Genomic DNA, 18,329 nt, shown 5'->3' with positions numbered 1-18,329 from the left:
GTTCAGAGCATGGCATATGCCATTCGGCAGCAAAGGTCCAATGCAAGAGATGCTTCATAGACGTGCAAGTAGCATTTTGAGTTTTGCTGAAATGAATTCGGACGCTTACATTGTTGAACAGTTTACCGGCCTGAAAGATGCCAATGGCAAGGAAATCTACGAAGGAGACATTGTTCATGTTGTTACGGAAGACGGCTATGAAAGAACTGGAAAAGTGATTTTTGAAAAAGGCTGTTATTGGGTTGATAACGGAATGGATAAGTACCCTGTTAATCGAATTGGTTTTGAACGAGATACCTTAGAAGTTTTAGGGAACGTCCATGTTAACCCAAACATAATTGATTTCTATGATATGAAACAATTGTGATATTTAACAGCTTGACAAAGACAGCATATTCATACTTGACGGAAATTATTGGAGGCAGACAATGTTTAACTATAGTAGTGAAGTTAAGTGGATTCAAGTTACGGATATTGATGGTGGCTTAGTTTGGATCAATTTAGAAACAGTGGAAAGAATCTACCGTACTAGTGATGGTTCGATATTTGAATCTGCGAATACGGTTATCAAAACTATTGTCCCATTTGAAAAAATTCCAGAACTATTGAGCGGAGACAGACAATGACACACAATCAGATTGAGTATCACAATTACGTGCTGCAAGGCATGGCAGTATTATTTACGCGGTGCCAGTGACGGCCAATTTAACACTTTACAGAAGACTTATGAAAGCTTGCCAATTAGCTGTTAAATGTGCACAATAAGTATATGTAAAATTATGTGATTAGAAGAGGAATTTTATATGACGTATGTGATAACAAAGCGAGGGAAAGTTCACAAACTGAAAGAGTTTCGCAGCATTCAAGCAGTTTTGAAAGCAGAAACCGGTTTGCCAATCAAAACTTGGATGGTTGAAGAATCTGTTCAGCATCATCAAACCATCTGTGGATGGACAATTTCCGAAATAAACGCAAAGAAATCCGTTAATAATTAGTTTCTCCTTATCGTCAATGTCTAGCTGTAAGTAAACCAAGTTTAAAGGCGGTGAAAAAATGGGAAATGAAAACTTAGTAAAAGCAATTACTGAGAGCCGGAATTTTGAAAACGGCATTAACCGGATTCATTATTCAATTCATTGTTCAAAAGACGATGCTTTTAGTCTATTAATTGAGCAAGTATTAAGACGAATTCATTTTTGGAATTATAACAATGCTAATACCTTGATTAAGGCATTCAGCGATCATAGCAATCCAGATTTTAAGAATAAGCAATGGGCAATTACCTATGCTGCTAAAGATGTGGTTGAAGATTATTATGGTCACAAGACGTTATTGGTAGAGAATTTTGATAAATCTGATGAACTTGGACAATTGGCGCCTATAAATTGTAAAAGTTCAGTGTCGGTTGAGAATTCATTGGTTAATAAGGTTATTTCATTATTCCCGACTGATAAAACCAAACTGTTTGTAAAAAGCCTGCTTAAATATGGAAAAATAGCTACAATGGATATTTTTTCAATGACCGATAAAAAGTTTGAACATGCATTGTATGATCGTATAGCTTACGTTAAATCAAATGTCCAAATGTTTACGGAGCAGTTAAGTGGTTTCGATCATCAGGATACGTTAGATAAGCTAAAGATATTAGGTGATTTTGAATATTGCCTTAATAAATACGCCGATCCAATGACATTAAACAGCGAAGTTCACACCTTATTTATCAGCAATAGCGACTTGTTCAATGATATATTCGATTACGCAACTAAAGTATACGGAATGAAATACCAAGGCATTGTTTGGAAATCGTTTGGTTTAATTAATGATCATCAATTGAAACTGGATGAATACAAATTAATTGATTCAATCATTGATTTACAGCAGGAATTAAGTAAACAGTTCGTACCGAAAGAAGGACAGGTGAGCTTATATGAAGCTACATATCTGTCATGAGGTTGGCTGTCAAGCATTGATACCAATGGGGCAAAGGTATTGCAGTGAGCACGTTACACAGCACCAGAAGCCCAACCATGCAGTCAGTTCTGCACGAAACCGAGAGTACAATATGTACTATCGTGATCAAACAGCGAATCAGTTTTATCACTCAAAGGAATGGAAAAAGATTCGGCAATTTGTTGCTGCACGAGATTATTATTTAGATGCAGTCACTGGCTTGCCAGTCTCAAACGATAAGATTATTGTTGACCACATTGTGCCTAGACGTGTACTATCGGTTGATAAATGGTTAGACATGGATAACTTATGGTGCTTGTCACCGACTACGCATAATACGAAAACCAAGATTGAACAATCACTTAACCAAAATCAACTCAAACACTGCAGCAAACGCTGGTGGATTAAAGTGTTATCTGAACGCACGAAATAAACATCCCTGATGTAGGAAACTCCTGCCAGCTTGGATGGTAATAATTTCAGGGGTGGGTACCGTTTCTTGGATGGTGGGGATCTTCATCAACAAAATTAAAAAAAGATGTCTTTGTGAAACGACAAAGTGTTTTTCAGGTGGTATCATGTAGGTAATCGGAATAAATATTTCTGATGAGGTTTACGTATTAAAAACAATTTTTTCAACCTCCTTTAGGTGATATAGATATAAAGAAAAAATTGTTTAAAGCTTACTGTTTGAATCTTACAAAAAAATATACAATTTAGGTGAATGTTTAAACACCCCCGGGGTGGTGAAAGCCTAGGGGAGCGCACGCCCAGCAGTAGCGCACGTTAAAAGTTGTAAATTCAAAACTTTTTTATGGGCTTACTATAACTGGGTGCACGCAATTTCACAAATTGCTTATATGAATAACCCTACTATAATGACTATGTATATTTTCCTCCTGAAAGTTAATATAATTAGACGTTTTTTCACGATTGTAGGGTGTATACGTTCGAACAGTGTGTTTAATGATTTTTTTGTGATTCATTAGTCTAAATGAATCAGATTGAAAGAGTCCCTATTGGGGGCTCTTTTTTATTGCTTGGAGGTGAACTAAAAAATGCCAAAACAAATGAAACTAACTACAGACAAGCATGCTCGCAAGGATCAGCGAGTTAGAACTCAAAAACTAATAACGGAAACTTCTGGAATGGATTTGATTCAAAAGAGTTGTCCAAAATATCTGTCAAGTTATGCGCGAGCAATGTGGACGAAACTTGTACCAATTTTGCAAGCATCAGGATATGTTAAACAGGCTGACAAGGGAACAATTGAAGCATTTTGTATTAACTATCAATTATTGCGGAAAGGCTATGACTCAATTAAAACAGATGGTGTTGTCACCAAAGTTTCTAAAACTGTGGTCAATCAACGAACTGGAGAAACATATGAAGACAACGCAGGCTGGAAACGTAATCCGGCATCACAAATTATTGATTCTGCTACGGCAAAATTAAACAGCTTAGCACACGAATTAGGCTTAACACCATCTGCACGAGCCTCATTACTGCAACTCTCAGATGACAACGATGAGGAACCCAATATTAAAGAGATGTTAAATGGGGGAAGTGAGTTTTAGTGGTACAGGAATTTGATTTTACTCAAAGAAATACTAACTTGGATAAAATATTTCAGCAGCTTGATGGGAAAGGCTACTTTGATGAAATCAAAAGCAAATACCGTGATCCGGCCACTGTTTATTGTTACCGGGTATTAACTGGTCAACAGTTAGCCTGCAAAACAATTAAACTAGCAGCGTTTAGACATTTGAATGATTTAAAGCGATCCACGGAAGGTAATTTTCCGTATTACTATGATTTGGATAAATGCCGAAATATCTGTAACTTCGCACGCATGTGTCCTGATGTTTCTCAAAACAAGCCAATACCACTGATGATTTGGCAACAAGCAATCTTGTGCCTTTCTCAGGGATGGCGAACAAAGGAAGACAAGCAAAAGCGATTTGAGCGATGTATGGTTTCAGTGGCTCGGACTAATGGCAAGTCATATTTATTGAATATCTTGATACTTTACGCTTACTTGGTCGAGGCTAGTGATCAGTTTAACGCTGATTTGTGTTACTTGGCACCAGTTGATAAGCAGTCTAAGAAGTCTTGGCGTTACATTAAACAGACTTTTAATAGTTTACAAGAAATGCCTGGATTTCGTAAATTAATCAAGGATCAGAATATTGCGATTAATGATGATGTTTTGAAATCTACGAAGACTCAAAACCAGATATTACGAATGACAGCTGGTAGTGCACAATTAGATGCCTTTCATTTCCTCTTTGCCACTGTGGATGAATACGGGGATGAAAACTTTAATTCAGATGTGATTTCTAAAGTCACCTCTGGACAAGTTCAAACCAGTAACCGGCAAACATTTTTTATCAGTACGGCATACAGTAACCCTAAAGTCCCGATGTATAGTGATGTTAGACGACTCACTAAGGTGATGGAAAAAGATTCTAACCGAACGGAAGATTCAACGTTGGCATTAATTTGGCAGCAGGATGATCAAGATGAAGTTGAGAACCCCGAAACATGGGTGAAAAGTAATCCATTACTAGATTTACCGGCTAAGCATGATACCCTACTGAAAGGGTTAATTAGTGAACGTGATTCTAAGCTAGAAGACGGCACATTAAATGATTTCATTAACCGTAACCTCAATATGTGGTTGCAGACTGCTAAAGATAAATATTTGAAATTAGAGGATATCCAAAAGTCAGTTGTTTCTGATTTCGAAATTGATAATCAAGATTGCTATGTGGGTTTTGATTTATCACATGCTTCAGATGATACGGCTTATAGTTTTGTTTTCCCACATTTGAATGGCGAACAAAAGAAATATTTCATCTTGCAGCATTCATTTGTTCCGTTATCCCGAGCAGATAATTCCATTATCGTGAAAGAAAAACAAGATGGAATTAATTACTCAAACGCAGAAAAGTTAGGCTTTTGTGATATTTCGCAAAATTCTTATGGTTTAATTGATGAAGATTTTGTTGGGCGCTGGTTCCTGGATTTTGTTAACGATCATCATTTGAAAGTTAAGGCCTTCATTTATGATCCTTATCAGGCTAGTGCGATTACTGATTGGTTGGATAATAATATGCCGGAAGTGCCTTTTATTACTTTAAAGCAAGGGACGGTTAGTTTGAGCTCGCCCACAGTATTTTTGAGAAATCAGTTTATTGCGGGAAATATTGAGATGCTGGCTGATCCGATTTTGCAGACCTGCTTGGCTAACGCTGTAACAGTGGCTAATCCATATGGTATTAAAATAGATCGAACGGCTCTGACTTCAAAAATTGATTGTGCTGATGCCACTATCGATGCCATGTCTCAAGCCCTTTTTTATTTTGAAAATCCTAATCATGGCCTTAAAGAAGATAAAAAGAATCCATTTAATGGAATGAGTAATGAGGAGGTCAACGAATTCTTTACCAGTGATCGTTTTAGTTTTTAATATTTTCAACACTTGTTGGGTGATATATGTAGTGAATAAATTATTAGGGAGGCAGATTAGTTGAATCTGAAACAACTATGGACAGGTTTAATCACTAACCTGTCTTTTATATTATTTTTATTTGGGTTAATTGCATTTGTGGTTGCCGCAAGCCTTATTAATTTTATTGTAGGTTGGGTAGTGGCCGGGATTGCTTTAATCGTTTTAGCCTATGTCATTTCGTGAAAGGAGGCGTTGAATGCTGAACCCCTTTAAAAATTTTATGTCAAAACAAACACAAACAATTAGTACCACCGGGTATTCACCATTTATGTTAAATGGTACATTGTTATCCACTAACACTGTGGATGCAGACGGAGCACTGCAAAACAGTGATATTTATGCGGTGATTAATCGAATTGCAGGTGATGTGGCCAGCTGTGAATTTAAAACAGACCAATATAGCAACATGCTAAATCAGCCCAGCACATTATTGAGTGCTTATAATTTTTGGCAAGCAGTTAGTGCTCAAATGATGTTAACTGGCAACGCCTTTGTTCTAATTCAGCGAAATGGCAATGGAAGTCCAGCAGGGTTGACCTTAATTCCGTTTTACCAGGTCAGCATTACTTTAGATAATCAACAAAATGTTCTTTATTACACAGTTAATTACGGTGATGACCGAGGGCAGGTGACATATTTAGCTGCCGATATTTTACATTTTCGCTTGTTTGTTTCTGGGCAAGTTGCCACTGAACTAGTGGGTAGCAGTCCGCTAAACAGTTTAGCTAAAGAAATTAACATCCAGAATTATAGTAATCAATTGTCACTGAGCAGTTTAAAGAATGCAATTGCGCCTAGTTATACGATTACGGTTCCGGCGGCCAAATTGGAACCGCAGGCTAAGGAAAATATTAGAGAATCGTTTGAAAAACAAAATTCTGGTGCTAATTCTGGTCGACCAATTGTTTTGGATCAATCTGCTCAGCTTGATTCCTTACAGATTAATCCGGATATAGCTAAATTATTAAATAATGCCACGTTTAGTCAGACCCAGATTGCCAAAGCCTTTTGTGTTCCAGATAGTTATTTAAACGGTCAAGGCGATGAACAATCATCAATTGAGATGATTCGTTCTCTGTATCAAAATAGTTTGAGCCTATATATTCGGCCAATTGAATCAGAATTGTCTTTAAAGTTGGGAATCGACATTAAAATGGATATTAATTCGGCTATTGATGTTGATCATCAGCAATTAATTAGTAATATTACTAAATTAAGTACTGGTCAGTCACCAGCATTAACGCCACAACAAGCACAAACAATTCTGAAACAAACGGGCGTTTTTCCTAATCTAAAAGTCTCAGCAGTGGAAGGAGGTGATGATGATGACAACAGTACCAATTAAAGGTGTTGTATCTAGTGATGATGATGCTGAAGTATATGAATTCTTTGGCTATTCAACAGTTACTCCTTCCGCAGTTAAAGATGCGTTAAGCACTGCAAATGGTCAAAATATTGTTGCCGAAATTAATTCACCGGGTGGCGATGTGTTTGCCGGTTCTGAGATATATACCGCACTTAAGAATTATACCGGTAATGTGGAAGTTGACATTGTTGGATTAGCAGCGAGTGCGGCCAGTGTCATTGCAATGGCTGGTGATACGATTAAAATTTCACCAACGGCTCAATTAATGATTCATCGAGCTTCCACTGTATCTCAAGGGAATGCAGATGATTTATCCAGCGATTTACAAGGATTGAACTCGACTGATCAATCAATTGCAAATGTTTATGTGCAACGAACAGGACTGGATCCGCAAACAGTCATGCAAATGATGGCCAAGGAAACTTATATCAATGCAAAAGATGCCGTTGAACAAGGATTTGCAGACGAAATGATGTTTGACGATCAACCAGCCAAAGTTACTAATATGCTCTCGCCGGTTATGTTGAGTAATCAGGCAATTAGTAAAATTAAATCATTGTTAACCAAAGTAAAAGAAAAGCCTAAAGAAACTAATAGCCAAACTAGTGACCAATTACGATCACATAAGTTGGCTATTTTATTTAAGAAAGAAGGAAATTAAATTATGGATTTAAATAAGCTACATGATGCTTGGATCGAAGCGGGTCAAAAAGTAACTGATCTACAAGAAAAGCGCAATCAAATGGCAGTTGAGTTGAACGACTCTCCTGAAAAATATTCAGATGAGGATCTAACTAAAATTGCTGATTCAATTGATAAAGCAAAGAAGACCCGAGATTTTGCTAAAGGTGCATATGATGATGCCCTGGCAACTGCTAAATTAGTAAAGCCTGATAAACCAGCTGCAGGTGGTCAAAAAGATGTTACGCCAAAAGACAAGCCTAAGTTTATTAATATTGTCAAGGGAGCCTTAAAGGGTGATCCAAAGTTTTTGAATTTGATGTCTAGTGGACTTGATTCCCACGGAAATGGTGTTGGTTTGACGATTCCAGCAGATATTCAAACAGCCATCAACACTTTAAAACAAACCTTTACATCATTGGAGCCTTTAGTAACTGTGGAAGGAGTTAGCGCACCATCTGGTTCACGAGTTATTGAACCACGTCAGTCAGTAACTCCATTTGCTAATTTGGACGATGAAACAGCTCAAATTGGGAATAATGATGATCCGGCAGCCCTTAAGCCATTAACTTATAAAATTCATCGCTATGCTGGTATTTCTAGCATTACAAATACTTTGATGAATGATAGTGATGCCAACCTCTTAGCATATTTGGAAAACTGGATTGCTAAGAAAGATGTTATTACTCGAAACAGTGAAATTTTAAAAGCGTTGGCTAAGTTACCAAGCGCACAAAAAACCACAGTTAATAGTTTTGATGCAATCAAGGATATTTACAACAAGAAACTGGACCCATTAATTTGGAATGAATCTGCCTTTATTACTAACCAATCAGGCTTTGCTGTCTTAGATAAGGTCAAGGATAATAACGGACAATACGTCATTCAGCCTAACCCGCTTAACCCATCACAAAAGATGCTGGCTGGTAAGACAATTACAGTTATTGCTGATGCCTTTTTGCCAAACGATGGTAACAGTTTCCCACTGTACATCGGTGCTTTAAAGGAAGCAGTTCGACTTTTCGATCTCCAACAGATGTCTTTATTGGCTACCAATATTGGTGCTGGTTCTTTCGAAAGCGATTTGACTAAGATTCGTGCCATTGATCGCTTTGACGTTGAGTTGTGGGATACTGAATCGGTCATTTATGCGCCATTCACCGGATTAGCAGATTTAACTCCTGCTGCAAAGACTAGTTCAATTGTCAAGTAATTGAAATAAGTCGCCAATGAAATAAACAATACAGTGATGGGCGGCTGTTAGGAGGGGTGTCATGTGACGGTTAATCCGACAGAATTAATGGATGAGTTGCATATTGACCAAAGTCCGACTGAATTAACGACTGTTACCAATTTGATTAATGAAGCAACCGAGATTGTCAATCATTCAGTCAGTTCAACTGAAACCCAATATCAGGCCTCATCAATTTACGACTTAGCAATAAAAACACTGGCAACTCAATTATATTATGATCGTGAATTATCTAAAGGAATGTCAGCTGGTTTGTTGATGATGCTAGATCAACTCCAAGGAATGGTTTCAGGAAGTGATCCGGATGGCACTTAATAAATTTAGTCCGGAGCAGTTTAATCGGCAAGCCCAGTTTGGAACGGCTTTACCAACAATTAATCCTAATACTGGTGCATCAGGAACGCAATTTAAACCACAGTTCGTGTTATGGTGCATGCCTTATACGCGAACTAACACACAGAACGTTTCGCTTTTGGGAACAGATTTTGAAGATACTATTCAAATTGTTATTCGACACAATCCGTTAATTGACAAAGGTCTGCTAGTTCAATATCAAGACCAACTATATCAAATCGTTAATTTGAGTTTAGATGATAGCAATAAAATTGTGACTTATGACATTTTGACTCTACAGATTAATGAGAGGGTTGGTAAAAAACATGGTTAGTATGGCCGAACAATTAGACGATTATTTAGCGAAAATAAAACGATTGGTACCCAACCGGGCGGAAAGAACTATAATCACTAAAGCCGGTGCCGATGTTTTACAAAAGAAATTAGCTGATGAAACTAAACGGCTACATTATAGTAATCGAATTGCTACCGGAAATGATCCTCACTTGGCTGATAGTGTATTAGTTAGTTCGAAAAATATTGATGGTGATGTGGATGGGACAGCGACAGTTGGCTGGGTCAAGAAAAAAGCAGTGATTGCTCGCTGGCTAAATGATGGCACTGTTTACATTGTCGGTGATCACTTTGTGGAAAAGACCCGTGAGGAAACTCGTTCTGATATATTAAAATCTGAATATATTAAGTGGAAGGAGCTGGGTCACTAATGGAATTACCAGTTATGACTGTTTATCAGTTAATTCAATCTTTGCACTATGGTTGGATTGACCAGCTTTATTCCATGAACATTCCTCCCGGAGCTGATACTTCTGGAAAGCAGACCATTGTCTTGATTACTTCCATTACCGAACCGTTGGGCGGATATCGGAACGATCAATTTAGTAATATGCAAGCTAATATTCAGATTCAAATATTTTGGAAAAAAGATACACAAGAAAATATTTTTAATGAAGAAGTTGCCCTAATGAATAATTTGGAAAATCATGATTGGCTGGTTAGCTCACATGAGCCTAACACTGTGGATCCGGTCACCGATCAAGTTACGGCAACTTTTTCAGTTACTAAAACAATTATAGTAAAGAAAGAAGGACTTTAAATGTCAACACATGGTATTAAAGATGTCACCTTTGGTTTGGTTGATACTAATGGTAAATTACTGACTAGCGATGCAGGAGTAGGAACTAATGGTATCTATTTAGTTGATGGCGATGCTAAAGGCGCTACGACGGCCACAGTTTCTGGCTTGGAAGCCGAGGGCACTGTCGCCTATGCTAATGATGAAGCAAAACGAGTTTCAAATGGTCAGGCACAACCACAGGTCGCATTGGAATTCTTGGATATTGATTTTGACGAGTTGCAAAAACTCAAAGGATATATTCATGATGTGGCTAATGGTGGTTGGACACGTCAATTGCCAAAGCCCCATGTAGCAATGTTGTTACATTTTCGTTCATACACGAATATTGATATGTACGAAGGCTTTGCTAATGGTCAACTAATTGAAACTGGTAGTTCTCATGCAACGGATAATAATGCTGAAACTGATGCCAATACGGCGTTAACTTACCAAGCATTAACACCAGCTGACAATAAAATCTTCAACGGAGAACCGTACAAGATTTGGATGTCTCAAGATACTGGATTTGATAAAGCTAAAATGTTGGCCGAAGTCTTTGGTGGTTATTCAGCTACTACCGGCGTTAAAATGCCAGGAAAATAAATTGAGGCGGGGATTGTTCCCCGTATACATAACTAAATAAAATAAAGGAGTTTTGATCATGAAAATTAATATTACAAAATTAGGTTTACGTAAAAAGTCAGCTGAGGTTAAGACTACTGTAGGAGTCGTTGAGAAAGCACAAAATTTACAAATTCAATTGTTGAAATCAGATGCAGTTGATTTTACTAATGATGACCCACTAGCAGTTTTGGAAACGCAAAAGAAAATGGTTCAAGGATTATTGCAATTTATGATTGATATTTTTAAGCTATCCGACAAAGAAGTTGAAAAGATTAAATCCACTTTGGATTTTACGGATTTTCAAAATTTCATGGCCTATGTATTATTCCGGTTTCAAGGTATGAGTGATGAAGACTGGGAGACTGTCACCAAACAGCAAAGTGAGGAATCAGCAGACCCAAAAGAAAACAATTAAGATTAGCCAAATTAATTAATGACCTAAGCATATCCCAACAAGATATGCTTTTTTTTAAACAACAAATGATGAAGCAGGGAATCTTACCAGATGAATTAAATCGACAAGATTACTTTGAATTTATGGCAGTCTTAAATGCTAAAGATAAGAAAAAACAAGTAACGGATCCGGTTGTCGAGTTATTAAATAAACGAAAGGGGACTGACTAATGGCTACTATTAATGATGTAATGAGTACTTCAATTCGCTTGGATGCAGTACAACCCGCACGGTCATTAAAAACTTTAACTAATTACATTAAAGCTAATACCAATGCATGGCGTTCTCAGGAGGTGGCCTTAAAATCTTCTGGAGATAAACTAGATGCTTTAAAAACTAGGTATCAAGGAATATCAGAAGAAATCAAAGGTTATAACTTAAAAATTGATGAGCTGAAACGTCGACAGTCAGGCCTTGATCAAACAACCAACCAAGGATCAGAAAAATATGCTAAATATGCTAATCAGATTGCTAAAGCACAAGAGAAGATTGCTGGATTAAATGATCAACAGTCTAAGGCGGAAAAGCAATTTGAATACCTTAATTCAGGACTATCTGGATTACAGCGCAACTATCATAACCTTAATCAGGTAACTAATTCTTATGTGGATGCGCTAAAGGCTCAAGGAAAGATTAACCAGGCTGGTCAAGTAAAGCTTAAAGGCCTTAAGGAAGGATTGAATAGCTTATCTGATCAGTACAGATTACAAAATAGTGAACTCAGTAAAAACTCACAGGCTTATAAACAAGCCCAGTTGGCCTATGAAAAACAACAAAATGTTGTTAACCGCCTCGCCAATGATACCCACAAGAATGCGGATGAATATGTTCAAGAAAAGGAAAAACTTAATCAATTAAAAGGTAGCTTGGACATTGCTAACGAAGCTTTTAACACCCAACAAGTACGAGTCAACAAAACAGCCACTTCACTGGCCAATGTGCGTTCTGATGTGGTCAAGTACGATTTACAAGTCGGTCACATGAGTGATGCAATGGTGCGATTGGGCGATAAAGCTAACATTGCTAAGAATAAATTTAAAAATTCATTTGGATCAATTAAAGGTAGTTTACTAGGTGCCAGCGTAGCGATGGGGACATTGGGAGCAGCAGCTTTTTCTGGCGCTAAAAAAGCGACTGAACTTCAAAACGTTTATAAAGTAAACCAGAACTTGTTGGTTACGGGCGGTGACAAGGCTAAAACTGCTATTAAAACCGTGACAGAAATGCAAAAAGACGGGGCTAAGTACGCTCTTAAATATGGAGTTAGTCAAAAAGAGATTGCTGATCAATACCAAGATCTGATCAAGCGTGGCCATACAGGTGCTGAATCATTAGCGGTTATGAAAACTGAACTGCAAGCCAGTGTGGCTTCTAGTGATGACTTTAAAGATGTGGTTAAAGTATCAAGCCAAGCGATTGAAGCATTTGGCATGAAAACCAATAATACGGCAAAAATGATGCACAACACTAAACGTGTAGTTAATGCATTAGCTTATTCTGCTGACATGACTGCTACTGACTTCCATAGTTTAGGCAAAGGCATGGAATATGTAGGCGATTCAGCTCATAATGCGGGCTTTAGTATTGAGCAAACTTCCGCTGCTTTAGGTGAATTAAGTAACCACGGTTTGGAAGCTGATAAAGCCGGAACGGGTCTACGAAAAATTATTACTAGTTTAGCAGCACCAACAAATTCGGCTATGGGTGCTTTAAATGAAATTGGAATTAAATCAACTAAAATATTCCAAACTGCCAATGGTAATTTCAAAACGTTGCCTGCAATTTTTAAAATTATTGAGGAACATACTAAAAAACTTGGTGGAGCTGATACAGCACGCATCTTTAAAAATGTTTTTGGTCCAACCGGCATGCAAGCAGCTCAAATCTTAGCTAGATATAATGGTCAGTTGGCTGATTTAACCAACAATGTTTCTAAAGCAAGCAAAGCTGGGACTTACGTTCAAAGATTAGCTAACAAGAATGCACAAACTGCCCAAATGTCCCAGAAGCGATTCAAGCAAGCCTGGGATCAATTATCAATTATGTTTGGGTCTAAGTTACTGCCGTATATGACAAAAGCAGCTAATCAAATGACCAAGCTTTTTGGTGAAAAAGGATTTCAGAAAGATATTGGTAAAACGGCTACTTTAACTGCACATGTTGCAGGAGGAATTGCCAATATTGGTATTTTTGCTGTTAAGCATTATGAAGGTGTCAAACATTTCGGTGAAGCATTAGCTGCAATTTGGGCAGTTGGTAAAGTTTATAAATATTTCAAAATATTTAGTGATATTACCTCTGTCTTTGGCGGTCAAAAGCTAAAGGTGAACCGATTGACATCAGCATATGATGATCAAACACTAGCCATCGAACGTAACACTAAGGCTAAAGAAGCCAATGTGGATGCTGGAAATGAAAATAGCACAGTTGATGATATTGCTGATAATGCTGGTGGCGAAGGTAAGGTTGCCGAAGGTGCCGAAAAAGATGGTAAAACGGCCATCCACGATATAGATGATACAAGTAAAGTTGCCGAAGACTCCGGAAAAGTTGGCCGATTAGCTAAATTAGCTGATAAGTTTAAAGGCGTTAGTAAATTTGGCAAGGTTGCGGCTGGTTCTGTCGGTGTCTTAGATATCTTAAATTCGGCAACTGATTTAATTGGCATGAAAAAGAAGACTGCCGGTTCACACATTGGCGCTGCTACCGGTTCATTAGGTGGTACTGCAGCAGGTGCAGCAATCGGGACAGCTATTTTTCCTGGAATTGGCACAGCTGTTGGCGCTGGTTTGGGTGGCTTGGTTGGCGAAGGCGTTGGTCGTAAGTTTGGTAAAGCTATTCAAAAAGGACTTTCAGCACAAAAAATCCATACACCTAAATTATCTACTAAGTCTTCTTTCAAGAAACTTTCTGATGAAGCGACAAGCTATTATAAAAACCGTGAAGCTCAGGACAAGAAGAACTTACAATTACTTTATAAAAACGGGGACATTACTAAAAAAGAGTACGAAAAACGCCTACAAATTATTAAGGGTGAAGGATCTAAAGCCAACCGATTAACTCTGATGAGTCAGAAAGATCAGCAAGCAATTGCCAAATATTATGCACAATCACGGCAACGACTAACGGAATCATGGAATGAAAAGATTCTAAAAGCTGAGAATAAATATGGTAAAGGGTCCGTTCAAGTTGAAAAAATGCAGAAGGAAAAGAAAGAAGCACTTGAGAAACAACATCTTAAATTTGCTACTCAAGTGACTGCTAAAGAAGCCGAACTGCACACAACCTTAGCTGGTCAGATTAAATTGTCTACTAATAAGATTGCTAAAGACTATAAAACACTCACTGAAAAGGGTAAAAAATATTCCAAAGAAAAAATGATTAAATTGGTGGCAAATGCTGATGAAGAACAAAAGTCTGTCAGCAAAAAAGCCAACGATGAATATCATAGTGTCTATAATTCAGCTTGGAAGAAATATAAAAATACAGTTAAAGCAGCGGATGAAGAGTATAAGGGAAACAGTTCAGCTGCCAAAGCTCAACGCCAAAAGATTATTGAAGAAGCTCGTAAACAGAGAATTGGTGTAATTAATCACGCTAATAAGCAAAAAAATGATTCAATCACCAAAGCAAAGCAGCAGTCTGATAAGGTGTACGATTATGCACATAATCAAAATCAGAAGGTAACAGCTCAGGCTGTTTCTCAATATGAGAGTATTAAGAAAAACAATTCCAAAACTAAAGATAATTACAGTCTTTCTTGGCATGGAATTTGGAAGTCAGTTGGTAATTGGATTGGCAAACTGGTAAATGGGATGAATAAGAATGCCATTTCAGCCCAGAATAAGGTCTTTAAACAATACGGTGGTTCACAAACTTTGGATCAGATCCCAACGGTAGCCTGGGCAACAGGTACCGGATTGTTGAAAAATGGCTTATTAACCAAACCAGTTTTGGCTAAGCTTAATGATGGTCACGATTCACCAGAAACACATAATAAAGAAATCATTGTCCACGCAGATGGGCAATTAGAACCAGTTGAAGGTAAAGATACTCACCGGTTCCTAGAAGCTGGTTCCGGCGTTTTAAATGCTACAGAGTCTAAGATGTTAATGGCTTTAAATGGCATGCAGCACTTTGCGTCAGGTACCGGTTTATTTGGCGGTATCGGTAAATTTTTTAAAGGCATCTGGGGTTCTTTAAAACAGAAATTGTCGGCACTATCACATATTGCTAAGCATTCAGATACAACTTTCAAACAAGTTTTTCAACCTGACTTTGGCGATATAAAGGGAACGGTTGGAGAGAACTTTGCCAATATGTTTGGTAAACGGGACAAGCAGCAGGGATCAGTTTGGTGGGATACTGCCTGGAACATGTTACATGGTATGGTTTCGGGAGGCGGCGGACAGACTGATTCAGCGTTTTTAAACGAAGCTAAGAAGCTGGCAACTCGTGCCCATCACCGATATTCTGAAGGTTCTAATCTCCGTTTAGGTCCGAATTATTATGATTGTTCTGGCTTGGTTTATGAGACTTTGAAGCACATGGGGATTACGGTTCCAGGTGGATCTACCACAGTCCCAGAGTATAAATACTCAAAGCCCGTATCGTGGAAGAATGCCAAAACTGGTGATTTAGCTTTCTTCGGCCGTGGCGGAAGCCAACATGTTGGCATTGTTGTTGATAATAATGGCTCTGGACATATGTTTAGTGCCGAAAACAGAAAAGATGGAATTAAATATTCTACCATTAAGGGTTTCGGTGATTTTGTTGGGATTCGAAGAGTACCTGGGTTGATTGACAAAGTTAAAAAGTCAACTAAAGCTCATAAACAAAGTTCTGGATTACAAGCACTAGTAAAATCTCAATTAAAAAATTCTGGAGTTTGGAGTTGGGTATCCAAAAACTTAAAACCTCTTTGGAATAAATTGTTTGGAAATCTAAGTAGTTTTGGATTGAGTGGAGACTGGGCAGCTAGAGCTAGAACTTTGGCAAAAGCTCTTAAAAAAGCATATCCAGCAGCTACTGATGCCGGAATTGCAGGCATCTTAGGTAACTGGGAACAAGAATCCGGATTAAGCCCATCAGCTATTGATAGTAAAGATCATGGGACAGGCTTAGGCCAATGGACATTTATTCGTGAAACTAGATTGCGTAATTGGTTAAGGAAGCACGGGTATAAATGGAATTCAGCTGCTGGACAACTTGAATATGCTTTACGTGAACCAGGGGCTTCTGCATCATTTAGATCAGTATTAAGGTCTAATGGTACTCCAAGCGAAGCCGCAAATAAATTCTTTGCAGGTTGGGAATCTGGAGGCCATGAAGATTCTACTGGTCCTAAACGTGAATCCAATGCACGCGCTATTTATAAAGCTATTAAGGGCTATGCGAATGGTGGCTTAGTTGATCAAGAACAGTTAATTAAAGTAGCCGAACGTAACAAACCAGAGACCATTATTCCGTGGGATATTAATAAACGGGGACGAGCCTATGAATTGTTAGCCGATACTATGGCTCATTTTAAGCAAACAGATCAGCATACCAACCAATCAAGCAATTCAGATGGTCAGGCTGTCAAAAGACTTGAAGCAAAGTTTGATACAATGATTAAACTTATGAGTCAATTGGTCGATGGCCAAAACAATCCGATTCCGGCAGTAGTGACTGACAAGCAAGTTGTTCAGGCAGTCAATAAGCATAACAAACGAACAACGGCTAAGAATAATTGGGGAAGAGGTGTAACCTTTGGCTAATAACGATAATTATGATGTAAACACATTTGATTTTGCGTTTGATGAAGATGGAAATGGTGGTTTTAATTCGGAAGACGATTTAGGCATATTTCTAAATCATGTATCGAAACCGTTAGCCCCCAATATTACTGAGTCATTTCAAGACGTCCCTAAACGTTATGGTGGTGTGTACTTGGGAACAGACTATGGTGAAAAAGAATTTGACATTCCGATTACCTGTTTCTGTACCACCCGCGATGAATATAACGAACGAATTAAAACATTAACTAATGTTTTAGTTAATACCAGCAGTGATGCGGATACTGAATATCCGCTGAGGTTTAATGACGATCCAGATGTAACTTATTATGGACACTTTACGAGTATTCCAACACCGACATTTATTAACGAGGGTGTTCAGGATTTTCAAACTACGTTGGTCTTCATGTTGGCGGATCCACGTGGATTTCTACCACAAAAAGAAATAAAAATTACGGACAATGATCAGCAAATTATTCCTGAAGGAAATACGGAAGTTGATCCAATTATTCATATTATTCCGAAAACCGATCTTTATTATGTGGGTTATGAAACAAATGATGACTATGTAGCGGTTGGATATAACGTTGATGACGGTGATACGACTACGGATAGTGATGGCAACGTCACAGTCATGGGACAATCCCAAACTCAACAGGTTGACGATCCCTGCAACTCATTAGCAACGTGGATTCAATGTAGTGAAAATACACAAGCTTTTCCAATTTATAAGGGTGAGTTAGATGGAAAATCGGCAGCCACTGGTACTTCAATTATGGTGGCTAAAGATAAAGATGATCATTACGAATGGGGATCTCGTGGGAAACACAAGAATTTTTACGGACCAGCGGTTATGCATAATGGTCTACCGAAAATTACTCCCTATTGGAAAGTTTCGGTACGCTTACATCATGTTAAACGAATGAAAAATGAGCGGGCGATGGGAAAAATCGAAGCTTATTTGTTGGACAATAACGGTAATGTTTGTGGAAGAATGGGCATTGAAGATTATTCGATGGGCCGTTATCCACGGGCGTTTATTCAATTAGGCAATAATTTTGATAGTAGTAACTCTGATAGTTATTTGACATTGCTGTTTGATGAAGGTAATGGTCAGGAGAAGCATAACGGCAAACCAAAGCATGTTAAAGTTGCCTATACCAAAACGGTCACCGTTAAGAAGAAGACAGCCAAAAAGAAGAAGACAGCCGTTAAGAAAAAGACGGCTAAAAAGAAGAAGTGAT

Annotated in this window: 20 protein-coding genes and 1 pseudogene; all 21 read left to right on the top strand. The window is 38.0% G+C overall.

Translation table 11 applies throughout. The annotated features are described in order from the left end of the window. On the top strand, nt 1-367 hold a 367-nt coding region (locus tag KTE19_RS05415), incomplete at its 5' end, for a YopX family protein (RefSeq protein ID WP_217341784.1). Between the two features lie 61 nt (nt 368-428). Then, complete coding sequence (locus KTE19_RS05410; RefSeq protein WP_217341783.1) at nt 429-626, top strand: hypothetical protein; 198 nt, start codon at nt 429-431, stop codon at nt 624-626. 177 nt (nt 627-803) lie between these two features. After that, nucleotides 804-995: a hypothetical protein gene (locus KTE19_RS05405; protein ID WP_153108492.1), complete on the top strand. Its 192-nt coding sequence runs from the start codon at nt 804-806 to the stop codon at nt 993-995. 58 nt (nt 996-1,053) lie between these two features. Then, nucleotides 1,054-1,950, top strand: coding sequence for a hypothetical protein (locus KTE19_RS05400; RefSeq protein WP_217341782.1), 897 nt, complete (start codon nt 1,054-1,056; stop codon nt 1,948-1,950). Further along, a pseudogene (locus tag KTE19_RS14410) lies at nt 1,928-2,026 on the top strand (HNH endonuclease); the annotation flags it as partial. The gene KTE19_RS05400 and the pseudogene KTE19_RS14410, both read left to right, overlap by 23 nt. Nucleotides 2,027-2,062: 36 nt before the next feature. Further along, a complete protein-coding gene (locus KTE19_RS05395; protein ID WP_225352719.1) occupies nt 2,063-2,383 on the top strand; it encodes an HNH endonuclease in 321 nt (106 codons plus the stop codon). 625 nt (nt 2,384-3,008) lie between these two features. After that, a complete protein-coding gene (locus KTE19_RS05390) occupies nt 3,009-3,527 on the top strand; it encodes a phage terminase small subunit P27 family (RefSeq protein ID WP_003636406.1) in 519 nt (172 codons plus the stop codon). Continuing rightward, complete coding sequence (locus KTE19_RS05385; protein WP_217341781.1) at nt 3,527-5,422, top strand: terminase large subunit; 1,896 nt, start codon at nt 3,527-3,529, stop codon at nt 5,420-5,422. Before KTE19_RS05390 ends, KTE19_RS05385 begins: the two co-directional genes overlap by 1 nt. A 60-nt stretch (nt 5,423-5,482) precedes the next feature. Beyond that, nucleotides 5,483-5,647, top strand: coding sequence for a hypothetical protein (locus KTE19_RS05380; RefSeq protein ID WP_008214368.1), 165 nt, complete (start codon nt 5,483-5,485; stop codon nt 5,645-5,647). Between the two features lie 13 nt (nt 5,648-5,660). Beyond that, on the top strand, nt 5,661-6,809 hold the full coding sequence (locus KTE19_RS05375) for a phage portal protein (RefSeq protein ID WP_217341780.1): 1,149 nt from the start codon (nt 5,661-5,663) through the stop codon (nt 6,807-6,809). Continuing rightward, the gene (locus KTE19_RS05370; RefSeq protein ID WP_035180823.1) at nt 6,790-7,491 is read left to right on the top strand and encodes a head maturation protease, ClpP-related; all 702 of its coding nucleotides are present in this window, start codon (nt 6,790-6,792) and stop codon (nt 7,489-7,491) included. Before KTE19_RS05375 ends, KTE19_RS05370 begins: the two co-directional genes overlap by 20 nt. 3 nt (nt 7,492-7,494) lie before the next feature. Next, nucleotides 7,495-8,724: a phage major capsid protein gene (locus tag KTE19_RS05365; RefSeq protein ID WP_217341779.1), complete on the top strand. Its 1,230-nt coding sequence runs from the start codon at nt 7,495-7,497 to the stop codon at nt 8,722-8,724. Nucleotides 8,725-8,787: 63 nt separating this feature from the next. Next, the gene (locus tag KTE19_RS05360) at nt 8,788-9,078 is read left to right on the top strand and encodes a head-tail connector protein (RefSeq protein WP_013728310.1); all 291 of its coding nucleotides are present in this window, start codon (nt 8,788-8,790) and stop codon (nt 9,076-9,078) included. Beyond that, nucleotides 9,068-9,430, top strand: a complete 363-nt coding sequence (locus tag KTE19_RS05355) for a phage head closure protein (protein ID WP_003636420.1) — start codon at nt 9,068-9,070, stop codon at nt 9,428-9,430. Before KTE19_RS05360 ends, KTE19_RS05355 begins: the two co-directional genes overlap by 11 nt. Further along, a complete protein-coding gene (locus KTE19_RS05350) occupies nt 9,423-9,821 on the top strand; it encodes an HK97-gp10 family putative phage morphogenesis protein (protein WP_003636422.1) in 399 nt (132 codons plus the stop codon). The genes KTE19_RS05355 and KTE19_RS05350 overlap by 8 nt, the downstream gene beginning before the upstream one ends. After that, complete coding sequence (locus KTE19_RS05345; RefSeq protein ID WP_217341778.1) at nt 9,821-10,210, top strand: DUF806 family protein; 390 nt, start codon at nt 9,821-9,823, stop codon at nt 10,208-10,210. Before KTE19_RS05350 ends, KTE19_RS05345 begins: the two co-directional genes overlap by 1 nt. Continuing rightward, a complete protein-coding gene (locus KTE19_RS05340; protein WP_217341777.1) occupies nt 10,211-10,834 on the top strand; it encodes a phage tail protein in 624 nt (207 codons plus the stop codon). Between the two features lie 58 nt (nt 10,835-10,892). After that, nucleotides 10,893-11,270 (top strand): phage tail assembly chaperone, encoded by a 378-nt coding sequence (locus KTE19_RS05335; RefSeq protein WP_217341776.1) that lies wholly within the window; start codon nt 10,893-10,895, stop codon nt 11,268-11,270. 44 nt (nt 11,271-11,314) lie between these two features. Continuing rightward, nucleotides 11,315-11,479: a hypothetical protein gene (locus tag KTE19_RS05330; RefSeq protein ID WP_003636432.1), complete on the top strand. Its 165-nt coding sequence runs from the start codon at nt 11,315-11,317 to the stop codon at nt 11,477-11,479. Further along, nucleotides 11,479-17,067 carry a phage tail tape measure protein gene (locus tag KTE19_RS05325; protein ID WP_217341775.1) on the top strand — a complete coding sequence of 1,863 codons (5,589 nt, stop codon included), beginning with the start codon at nt 11,479-11,481 and terminating at the stop codon, nt 17,065-17,067. The genes KTE19_RS05330 and KTE19_RS05325 overlap by 1 nt, the downstream gene beginning before the upstream one ends. Beyond that, entirely contained in the window at nt 17,060-18,328 is a 1,269-nt protein-coding gene (locus KTE19_RS05320) for a distal tail protein Dit (protein ID WP_217341774.1), read from the top strand. Before KTE19_RS05325 ends, KTE19_RS05320 begins: the two co-directional genes overlap by 8 nt. The last annotated feature ends 1 nt before the right edge of the window (nt 18,329 follow it).

Source organism: Lentilactobacillus dabitei (genome assembly GCF_019061365.1).
Taxonomy (GTDB): domain Bacteria; phylum Bacillota; class Bacilli; order Lactobacillales; family Lactobacillaceae; genus Lentilactobacillus; species Lentilactobacillus dabitei.
Note: the sequence above shows the minus strand (reverse complement) of the source record. Positions and strands in the feature narration are given on the sequence as shown.